The following is a 10,378-nucleotide window of genomic DNA, read 5'->3' on the forward strand; positions in this document are numbered from 1 at the left end:
TCTTTTTATCTCTGGATTTTATCATATTTACAAAATTGTCCTTGTTTTCTAATTTCTCTTGTTTACAGTATAATAAATAATGAAGAAGATTTGAAGAAATTGCATAGATTAGGAGGACTTCTTTTGACAAAAAAATTATATCAATGGGGCATCGTAGGATTAGGTGGGATTGCCCACGAATTTGCTTCAACGTTTAAACAAGAAACTAGCCAACTTGCAGCTGTTGCTTCACGGACATTGTCTAAAGCAGAACAATTTGCCGCTGATTATTCAATCCCTAAAGCCTATGGTTCTTATGAAGAATTGCTAGCAGATGAAACAATCGATGTTGTCTATATAGCAGTGCCAAATAAACAACATGCTGAACACATTTTAAAAGCGCTCCAGGCCGGAAAACATGTGTTGTGTGAAAAAGCTATTACGATGAACGCGGCAGAATTAAAACAAGCCTTGGCAGTTGCAGAAAAAAATGACCTTATTTTAGCAGAAGCCATGACTATTTTTAACATGCCACTATACGACGAATTACGTCGCTTGATGGATGCTGGCAAATTTGGTCAGTTAAAAATGATTCAAGCACCATTTGGAAGTTACAAAGAACCCGATCCTAAAAATCGCTTTTTTAATCCTGACTTAGCAGGCGGCGCATTGTTAGATATTGGTACTTATGCGGTTTCGTTTGCTCGTTGGTTTCTCAGCTCACAGCCAGACGTTTTAGCTTCTAGCATGGTTCCCTTCTCTACTGGCGTTGATGAACAATCGGTGACATTGCTTCGGAATAAAGAAAATGAGTTGGCGACTATTTCATTAACATTCCAAGCAAAAATGCCAAAGCAAGGAATTGTTGCTTTTGAAGATGCCTATATTACCATTACAGATTATCCACGCGCAGATGAAGCGATTGTTCACTACAACGACGGTACGGTTGAGACCATCGTTTCTGGGTACTCAGCTGAAGCCATGAATTACGAAATCTACAATATGGTTGAAGCAATCAAAGGTACACAACCCAATCGCTCCTTATTTTTCACGACAGAAGTCATTGATATTTTGGACCAGATGCAAAAATTATGGCAGAATTAAAAAAAAGAACTTCGGCTTTTGCTGAAGTTCTTTTTTTTATTTGTTCTCTATGGATAAATACGGTTTAACATACGTGGGAACGGAATCGCTTCACGAATGTGTTCATTACCAGTAATGAACGTAACAGCACGTTCTAAACCTAATCCGAAGCCAGAATGTGGTACAGAACCGTATTTACGTAAATCTAAATACCAGCTGTATTCTTCTTCTGATAAGCCAAACTCAGCTACTTTTTCTTTCAAATAATCATAATCAGTTGCACGCTCGGAACCACCGATAATTTCACCATAACCTTCTGGTGCAATTAAATCGGCACAAATTACAACATCTTCACGTGTTGGATGTGGTTTCATATAGAAGGCTTTAATTGCTTTTGGATAATTTAAAATGAATGTTGGAACGCCATAGTAATTTGAAATAAAGGTTTCATGTGGACTACCAAAGTCTTCGCCCCATTCAATGTGGTCATAATCATTGTTTGCTTCTTCTTTTTGTAATAACTCAATCGCATCATCGTAAGTAATACGTTTGAAAGGTTCCGAAACATATTTTTCTAGTAACGCTGTATCACGTTCTAAAACATCCAATGGATATTGTTGATTTTTCAATACCGATTTAATTAAATGTTTTACATAGGCTTCTTGAATATCTAGTGATTCTTCATGAGTTGTGTATGCCATTTCTGGTTCAATCATCCAGAATTCCGTTAAGTGACGACGAGTTTTGGATTTTTCCGCACGGAAGGTTGGTCCAAAAGTAAAGACTTTTCCAAATGCCATCGCACCAGCTTCTGCATATAATTGACCTGTTTGTGATAAGAATGCTGGTTGTCCGAAGTAATCTGTTTCAAATAATTCTGTTGTGCCTTCTGGTGCTGATCCTGTTAAAATTGGGCTATCAATTTTAATGAATCCTTGTTCGTTAAAGAACTCGTAAGTAGCACGAATAATTTCGTTACGAACTAACATGATTGCATGTTGTTTGCTTGAACGTAACCATAAATGACGATGATCCATTAAGAAATCTGTACCGTGTTCTTTCGGCGTAATTGGGTAATCTTCTGAAGCGCCAACGACTTCTAAATCAGTGATATCCATTTCATAGCCGAACTTAGAACGGCTATCTTCTTTGATAACACCAGTAACCATGACTGCTGTTTCTTGTGATAAATGTTTAATTTCTTGGAATTTTTCTGTACCAGCTTCTTCACCAAAGGCTTCAATGAAGTTTGGTTTGAACACGACACCTTGGAAAAAGGCTGTCCCGTCACGTAATTGTAAAAAGGCAATTTTTCCGCTTGAGCGTTTGTTAGCAATCCAAGCGCCAATTTTTACTGTTTCTCCAACATGTTTGTTTGAATCAATAATTTGAATTTGTTCCACGTTTGTCTCTCCGTTCATTTCTTAGTTTATTCTTTTAGGCGTTGTGCTGAATTCGTTTCTTTTCTATAAAGTCGTTCATTCGCTCAATCGCTTTTTCTAACGTCATTAAATCTGTCGCATAGCTCATCCGCACATGTTCTGGTGCACCAAAGCCCTCTCCCGTTACCAGAGCAACATGCGCTTCTTGTAATAAATCTTCCACCCAGTTAGTCACGTTATCATACCCACAAATTTCTAACGTTTTTTTGACATTCGGGAATAGATAAAAGGCGCCTTCAGGTTTTATTAGCGAAACGCCTGGCAAAGCTGCTACTTTTGGATAGATATGATTCAGGCGTTTTTCAAAGGCCTGACGCATGTCTTCAACTGTCGACTGTTCACCTGTTAAAGCCTCAATTGCCGCATATTGGCTAACCGCGACTGGATTACTGGTGGATTGTGAAGCGAGTTGTGTCATTGCTTGAATAATTTTTTCATCACCGACTGCAAAACCAATGCGCCAGCCTGTCATTGCATATGTTTTGGAAACACCATTAATAATGATTGTCTGTTGACGAATTGCTTCTGAGATGGTTGCAATTGGTGTGAACCGATGTCCATTGTACACCAAACGACCATAAATATCATCTGCAATAATGAGGATATTATGAGCAACTGCCCATTCACCAATTTGGCGTAATTCTTCTTCCGTATAAATAACACCAGTTGGGTTAGATGGTGAATTTAAAATGATTGCTTTTGTTTTGTCCGTTCGTACAGCTTCTAATTGTGCGACTGACACTTTAAATGATTGCTCTTGCGTGCTTGATACAAATACTGGCTTGCCTTCTGCTAACTTGACTTGTTCACCATAACTTACCCAATAAGGGACAGGGATAATCACTTCGTCCCCAACGTTCAAAATGGCTTGAAATAATAGATACAGCGCATATTTGGCACCATCTGTCACAATAACTTGCTTGGGTTGATAACGAAGTTGATATTCTCGTTCCACATAAGAGACAATTGCTTGCTTTAATTCAGGAATGCCGCCAGAAGGTGTGTAATAACTTGCTCTTCCATCCTCAATTGAAGCAATTGCTGCTTTTTGAATATTTTTCGGGGTTACAAAATCTGGTTCCCCAACCGTTAAGCTTAAAACATCTACACCTTTTGCTTTTAATGCTTTCGCTTTGGCGGCAGCTGCTAATGTAACAGAAGGAGTCAATTGCTGTGCTCGATTTGATACGTTCATACACCTTTCACTCCCACTTTCATCAAAACCTATCTAAATTAAATATCTTTGACAACGTTGATCTCTTCGCCTTTATCAAAGCTCATAAGATAATATGTTAGTACTCCTTGATCATTTTCGGTGACCACTTCCCATGCAGGGCGCTTATCATAAAGCCCTAACGAAGCTTTCATCACCGATTCATCGGGATGGGCTTTAGCAACAATGTCTGTTATTTGTTGTTCAGTTTGACCATCTTTTTGATTTAAGACCGTGACTTTTTCTCCCGATTTAGGGACAATCACGACAATCTCTGTGCCTTTATCATTTTTGCCGGTTAAAGTAAAATACGTATTTTTGCGTGTAAACCAGTAAAATTTATCAACTGTTTCTAAATTAGCAGAAGTTTTGGCAATTGCGGTTGCTTCTTTTTCGGCTTGAGCCATTGGTTGATTGGTTCGTACAAAAAAGATAATTATTGTTACAAGAATTGCTAAAAGGATTGCCAATAGGGTTAAAAGGACAGTAATCCGTTTCTTCTCTTTCTTTTCTTCTAATTCCTCCAAAAATCCTTCCATCCTCTCTAAACTTACTGGGTCTTATTATAGCAGAAAAATAGCGGCCTTTCACAAATATGACCTAAAAATAATCGATTATTTGTTTAAAAATTCCTTTAATTCTTCTAAAATTTCAGGCATGGGCGCTTCTTTTACTGAAAGTCCCTTGGGAAACGCTTTGATTAATCGTTTGCCATATTTTGCAGTGACTAAACGACGATCCAGAATCAGCAATGCCCCTCTGTCTTCTTCAGAACGGATTAAACGGCCCAGTGCTTGTCGCAAACGTAAGGCTGCTTTTGGTACCGCTTCTTGAGCAAATGGTTGTATCCCTTCTGCTTCTAAATACGCATATTTTGCTTGCACAAGTGGTCGTTTCGGGTTTTCAAAAGGTAAACGCGTGACTATCAATAACTGTAAAGCTGTTCCTGGTAAGTCCACACCTTCCCAAAAGCTATCGGCTCCTAGCAAGACATTCGGTTTTCCATTAGAAAACCGTTTAAGAATTTTTTCACGACTGCCGCTAATCCCTTGGGCGAGGACCTCTTGTCCTTTTTCCAATAATCTCGGCTGGACTTGATGATACACGGTGGACAATAATTCATGCGAAGTAAAAAGAACCAACATCGAACGTTCCTCTTGCGCCATCAATTTTTCAATGGTATCTGAAATGTATTGACCCATTTCATAGGAAGAGGCATTTTGAATGGCTACTGCTTCTTCCGGTACATAGACTCGCGCATTTTCTGCATAGTTATATGGCGTTGGCAGGGTTTTGAACGTCACCTCTGTTAAACCTAACCGTTGCGGTAAATACTTTTTATTGTTGCCAAACTTCAATGTGCCGCTTGTATAAATAATTCGTTCATACCGCGGATACCACTTTGTTTCAGGAAGCAAACTAGCTTCTAAGTCATGAATTTCAATCAAGCCATGGTCATCATTTTGTGGTAAATATTCTTTTACCCAACGTGGACGCCAATCATCAAGATAAATGGTAAAACAGTGATGAATACGTTCAATTTCATCAAAAAATTGAAACAAGCGAACAAAAACGATGCGATCAGCCAAACTAAAGGTTTCCAACTGACTCATAATTGTTTGCTGTAACTTACTTTGAATAGTCAACAGCTCCTGCAGTAAAAGCTGGAGCGTTTGACTATGTTTTTCTCCCGCAGCAGATAAATAATCAATACGTTCTTTGGTTAAAAGCAACTCCTGATGGTCTATTCGCTTCTGCGTTTTACTAAATAAACGATGCAATTCAAAAAGAAAATCTTGCCATTCATCCACAAAATCCAGTAAACCTTGCTGATAAATTTTTACAAGCCGCTGCTCTTCAGAAAACTGTTGAAAAATTTGCTGTAAAGCAACAAAAAGTTGCTCTTTTTCAATAAAATGCGTGACTTGTTTTTTTAGTATCACACTGTTTACTCGTTCGCTCGCCATCCGACTAGCGATGTCTGGTAAATGATGTGCTTCATCAATAATTAGCCACGGACTTTCAGGTAATAACGGTTGTTTTCTTAGCGACTCTTGCGCCAAAAATGCATGATTAACAATCAACACGTTACTTTGAGCGACTTTTTTATACAGATGTCTTAAAAAGTCAACTTCATAAAGTTCATCTTTTTTTGAAAGAAAATCCAATCCGCGATGTGTAACTTCTTTCCAGAATAAATGATTTAAATTCGTCAATTGTAGTTCATCTAAATCGCCCGTTTCTGTTTCTAGCAACCAGACGAGAACGCCCATTTGATAAAGAGCGTATTGTTTTTGCGGAGTTGGCTGATTCAACGTTGCCTTAAAGCGTTGTAAATCAAGATAGTGTCGATGGCTTTTAATAACAATGCCTCGTAATTTCCCTTGGCAGATTTGATTGGCTAATGGTAAATCTTTTTCCACTAATTGATTTTGTAAAACAATCGAAACTGTTGAAATGATGACTGGTTTTTCTGGCGTTGCTAAATAGCTCATCGGCAACAGATAGCCTAATGTTTTTCCCGTTCCAGTCGCCGCTTCAATAAATAAATCTTTTGTCGTTCCTTCTGTAAAATGATCATAGACTAAATTCATCATCCGACTCTGTTCCGCACGATAAGCGAAACGTTCGCCAAACAGTTTTTCTTTGGCTTTTTTAGTTTTGGGATACGTGCTAGTCTGATAGAACGTTTCTTCAAAAAGAGGAACTTCTTTTTTGCGTAAAGCAATGCCACTGACCACTTGATAAGCTGGATTTAATGGTGTGACTTGTTTTTTCATTTGTTCATACGTTTGTTGAATAAAAGTACTGGTTTCCCGCGCTGTCTGTTGACTTAATTCCGCAATTTTTTCCATAGTGACTAATGGTAAAGATTTCATTTTTTCTTGAATTAATAACAAAAGTTCGGCTGTAACCTGCGCATCACTATCTGCTTGATGGGGATTCTCATGAGACAAACCTAAGCTTTCCGACAAATCACTTAAACGGAAACTTTTTTCTGTCGGTAAAAAAATCTGTGCCAATTCCACTGTATCAATGGCTGGAATGGTAAGTGGCGGCGTGCCACACCGTACCAGTTCACGAGCTAAAAAATTATAATCAAAGTGGACGTTATGCGCCACAAAAATAGTATCTTCCAGATAATGATAAATTGTATGTGCTACATCTTCAAAATAAGGCGCTTTTTGAACTTGCGTATTACTAATCCCCGTTAAACTTTGAATTTGTTTTGGTACTACTTGATTGGGATTCACATCTGTCGCAAAGTTCGCAATAATCTTTCCATCTTGAACGAGAACGCATCCAAACTGAATGATCCGATCACTTGTAGGATCTGTTCCAGTCGTTTCAAGGTCAACTACTGCATACACTTGTTTGTCTTTCAATGACTTCACGCCTTTCATTCATCTTTGAAAATTATACTACAATTTATAGGATTTTCACTAGTATTTCAAAAATTCTCTTGAAATCTTTTCCAGAAATAATAAGAAAGAGCCTGAAACAAAAATCCAAAGTGATTTTTGTTTCAGGCTTAAAAGCTGATAAATTGAACGGTTTTGTCTTACCTTCTCCTAAATAAACGATTAATAACAGTCAAGGATTTTCTGCATATACTGGTTTAATTGCCCATAGCCTTCCAATTCTCTAATTACTGGTAGCGGACAACGAACCTTTTTATTAAATAGTGTCCGCTTTTCAACATATTCTGTAACTTCGTCTAAAAATTTATCTAATCCTTTTTCTAGTTTCATACAACTTAACTGATTGCAAATTCGCACATCTCCTGCCTTTTTCTTTTGAACTTGTTTAAATGACTGTGAGAATGCTTTTGCTTCAAACATTTGTGCTTCTAACTGTCTTTTTTCAATCGTTATTTTCGGTACTGCTTGATTTCCATCAGTATCCTCTAACTGGCGACTCATAAAGCGACGATAAATTTCCTCTTCTAATTCGTCCAATTGTCGTTGAAAGTCCGCAGGAATTGTCCGACTTGATGAATTTTCTTTCTCACTTTCCATAGAGACAGCTTCTTTTTCTGACTTCTGCTCCTCCTCTTTTTCGGCAGACTTATTCACTGAATTTAACGAGCTTTTTTCTGTTTCTTGTGGAAAAGTAAATAAAGGTTTTGCCGCAGTACTCTGCTGGTTTTCTTGTTTTTTTTCTGGCAACGCTTCTTTAAATGGCGCTGGTTCAGATAGCACTGGTTCTTTCGCTGGTTCTTCAAGTGCTAGTTTGTTAACAGGAAGCACAGCTTCACTTGTTGCTACAGTTGTTTCACCTTCTTGATTTTCCCGATTATCAGGCGAGAGATTGACGTCTGGTTGTTCCAGATTAGCATCCTCTGATACTTTCAGCGATGCCTGTTCTGCGGCTATCACAGGAGAAGCTCTTTTCAAATGGATCGTTTTTATTTGTCTAGAAATGACGGGATTTCTCGTTTGATTAACGGATTCATTTAAGGAGGCTAAATTTTCTTTTAAAAGTGTCAACATTTCACGTAAGACAGCAATTTCACCAGCTAATTCCGTTAATTGATTTTCTTGCGGCACTACTTGCACATTGGTTTCATTCATACGGACTGTTTTTTTATTTTTAGTTGTCGGTATTTCATACATCCATTGTTTCAGTGCGAATCGTAAGTCACGAGTGGTCGGCTCAAAGCTTCCAAAATAAACAGTGTAGTACATTAACTCCGTTTCAACATAGACATAAATCTTTTTAACAATTAACTCTTCAAACTGTTCTGATTCATCCCAACTTTCACATAAAGCCTCAAAAAATTGTTCCCCTTCTGCTAAATTTTGGTACTCTTTAGCTAAATAAAGCTTGCGAATTAAGTAAAAATTATACGGTGTTTCAACATTATCCGCATAAATTTCTCGTCCTAAAAAATCTGGATTCGTTTCTTTACAAAGAAAGACCGTTTTCTCTTCTGGTTGTGTTTCAAGTGTTTTAGTCATGAGGTTCACTTCCTTTTTCTCCGTTAATAACCATTTTTTAATGATAGATACCTTTAGTATACAGGAGAAGTTCTTCTGATTTTCTCATATTTTTAAGAGACAATAGAAATTTTAGAGAAAAATCGACAGAAAAAAACGTGAGACAAACAGTCCTGCTGACCATTTATCTCACGCAAAATACTTATACTGACTATTTTATTCTTGAAACATGTAACCAATTATTCTGCTGAATCAATTGGCAAAATCGTGTCTTTTTTCTCGCGACGTGCAATTGCTGGTAAAATCATTCCTAATAGAATTAAGACGATTGGTGTCACAATGTTAGAAGCTAATTGGAACAACCAGCCTTGGGGATCTGAGGCATACTCAAATTTAGGCACCATTCCTAAGATACAAGCAAAGGCTGTAAATAGGAAACACCAGAGACCAAACACAAAACCAATTTTAGGATTTTTAACAAATTTATATTCTGAATTAAATTGTTTGTACGCTTTGTTTAGAAGCATATAGGCAAAGAAGACCCACAAGTAACGCATTGGCATAACTACAGAATTTAAGTTAGTTAGCCATTTAACCACTTCGTTCATGTCCTTCAACCCAAACATCGGTAAAGCAATAATAATACTTACTAAAATACCTGTTAATAAGTAACCATTAATTAACGTACCTTTTTTCGTACGTTTACGTAACCAACTTGGAACAAATTCTGGATCTGCTTCAGCTAAAAGAATTTTCAGTGGAGCATCAATTGAAAAGGCTAACGCAGCCACTTGACCCACTGTATTCGTCAAAGCATAAACAATCATTAAGAGATTACCGACACCATAATATGCGCCTAATTTTTGGAAGGCACTGTAGGCACCATTTGCCATTAAATCTTTAGGAATATTGTCACTTGAGAATAACATTCCCATTGCAAATGAACCTAAAACAGCCGATAAACCAACCATTGCCGCTAGGAAAATCATTCCTTTAGGGAACTCTTTGGCTGGATTTTTAGTTGCATTTACGTAAGGAGAAATTTTTTCAGCGCCACCTACCGCAAAAACTAACATTGATACGGTTGTAAAATAACTAAAATCAAATTTAGGAATGTAGGTGCTGACTTGTGACATGTTTGGTGTCGCAAATTCAACCGTTGAATTAATAAATGGTGCGCCTACCGCTAATAAAATGAATAAAATAGACATCACAAACATGGCGGTTCCAGCTAAACCACCAATAACTTTTAAGGTGGTTAACCCTTTTGTTGATAATAACAAGAAAACCAAGAAAATTATTAATGAAATAAATGATACCGTTACGATTGGCATCGTATTGACTAGGTTTCCATTCCCTTGAACTGCCCAACCTAAGGCAATTAAAATTGCTTGTGGTTTTTGTGCCAAGTAAGGAATGTGCACTACCCAATAAGTCCATGCTGCATAATAGGCTAGACGTTTAGTACTGGTGTTTTGCACCCACGAACTAACCCCACCATTGCTGTCTTTAAATGTTGAACCTAATTGTCCTACGATTAACGCATAGGGAATAAAATATAAAACTAAAATCAAAAGCCATGAAGTGACCACTGAAATCCCTTGTTGTGCATAATTATTCACAACATTTCCAAGACCCCAGACCATGTTAAAGGCAATTAACCCGACGGTGAACCATCGTAATTGCTTTTTGTCCATATAACCAATTCCTTTCTTATTAAA

7 protein-coding genes are annotated in these 10,378 nt (G+C 37.5%); 1 reads left to right on the forward strand and 6 read right to left on the reverse strand.

Features of this window, described 5'->3' with window-relative positions; translation table 11 throughout:
* Window positions 1-123: 123 nt before the first annotated feature.
* Window positions 124-1,083: a Gfo/Idh/MocA family protein gene (locus IGJ20_RS09370; RefSeq protein WP_002382786.1), complete on the forward strand. Its 960-nt coding sequence runs from the start codon at window positions 124-126 to the stop codon at window positions 1,081-1,083.
* A gap of 47 nt (window positions 1,084-1,130) precedes the next feature.
* On the opposite strand, the gene asnS is transcribed toward IGJ20_RS09370, so the two are convergent.
* The 6 genes from asnS to IGJ20_RS09400 form a co-directional block, all read right to left on the reverse strand.
* The gene (gene asnS / locus IGJ20_RS09375) at window positions 1,131-2,483 is read right to left on the reverse strand and encodes an asparagine--tRNA ligase (RefSeq protein WP_002376912.1); all 1,353 of its coding nucleotides are present in this window, start codon (window positions 2,481-2,483) and stop codon (window positions 1,131-1,133) included.
* A 16-nt stretch (window positions 2,484-2,499) separates the two neighbouring features.
* Window positions 2,500-3,699 carry a pyridoxal phosphate-dependent aminotransferase gene (locus tag IGJ20_RS09380; protein ID WP_002359774.1) on the reverse strand — a complete coding sequence of 400 codons (1,200 nt, stop codon included), beginning with the start codon at window positions 3,697-3,699 and terminating at the stop codon, window positions 2,500-2,502.
* Window positions 3,700-3,737: 38 nt separating this feature from the next.
* Window positions 3,738-4,256, reverse strand: a complete 519-nt coding sequence (locus IGJ20_RS09385; protein ID WP_142425656.1) for a DUF5590 domain-containing protein — start codon at window positions 4,254-4,256, stop codon at window positions 3,738-3,740.
* A 75-nt stretch (window positions 4,257-4,331) separates the two neighbouring features.
* The gene (locus tag IGJ20_RS09390; protein ID WP_142425655.1) at window positions 4,332-7,121 is read right to left on the reverse strand and encodes an ATP-dependent DNA helicase DinG; all 2,790 of its coding nucleotides are present in this window, start codon (window positions 7,119-7,121) and stop codon (window positions 4,332-4,334) included.
* 180 nt (window positions 7,122-7,301) lie between these two features.
* Window positions 7,302-8,678: a hypothetical protein gene (locus tag IGJ20_RS09395; RefSeq protein ID WP_010777836.1), complete on the reverse strand. Its 1,377-nt coding sequence runs from the start codon at window positions 8,676-8,678 to the stop codon at window positions 7,302-7,304.
* A gap of 218 nt (window positions 8,679-8,896) precedes the next feature.
* The gene (locus tag IGJ20_RS09400; RefSeq protein WP_002356790.1) at window positions 8,897-10,354 is read right to left on the reverse strand and encodes an amino acid permease; all 1,458 of its coding nucleotides are present in this window, start codon (window positions 10,352-10,354) and stop codon (window positions 8,897-8,899) included.
* Window positions 10,355-10,378: the final 24 nt, after the last annotated feature.

It is taken from the genome of Enterococcus sp. DIV0294 (assembly GCF_050558155.1).
Lineage (GTDB): Bacteria > Bacillota > Bacilli > Lactobacillales > Enterococcaceae > Enterococcus > Enterococcus faecalis.

What these genes read in the sequence shown, in the direction of transcription:
- IGJ20_RS09395 (WP_010777836.1), bottom strand. Translation starts at nt 8,678, where the DNA reads ATGACTAAAACACTTGAAACACAACCAGAAGAGAAAACGGTCTTTCTT.
- IGJ20_RS09385 (WP_142425656.1), bottom strand. Translation starts at nt 4,256, where the DNA reads ATGGAAGGATTTTTGGAGGAATTAGAAGAAAAGAAAGAGAAGAAACGG.
- IGJ20_RS09400 (WP_002356790.1), bottom strand. Translation starts at nt 10,354, where the DNA reads ATGGACAAAAAGCAATTACGATGGTTCACCGTCGGGTTAATTGCCTTT.
- IGJ20_RS09390 (WP_142425655.1), bottom strand. Translation starts at nt 7,121, where the DNA reads ATGAAAGGCGTGAAGTCATTGAAAGACAAACAAGTGTATGCAGTAGTT.
- asnS (WP_002376912.1), bottom strand. Translation starts at nt 2,483, where the DNA reads ATGAACGGAGAGACAAACGTGGAACAAATTCAAATTATTGATTCAAAC.
- IGJ20_RS09380 (WP_002359774.1), bottom strand. Translation starts at nt 3,699, where the DNA reads ATGAACGTATCAAATCGAGCACAGCAATTGACTCCTTCTGTTACATTA.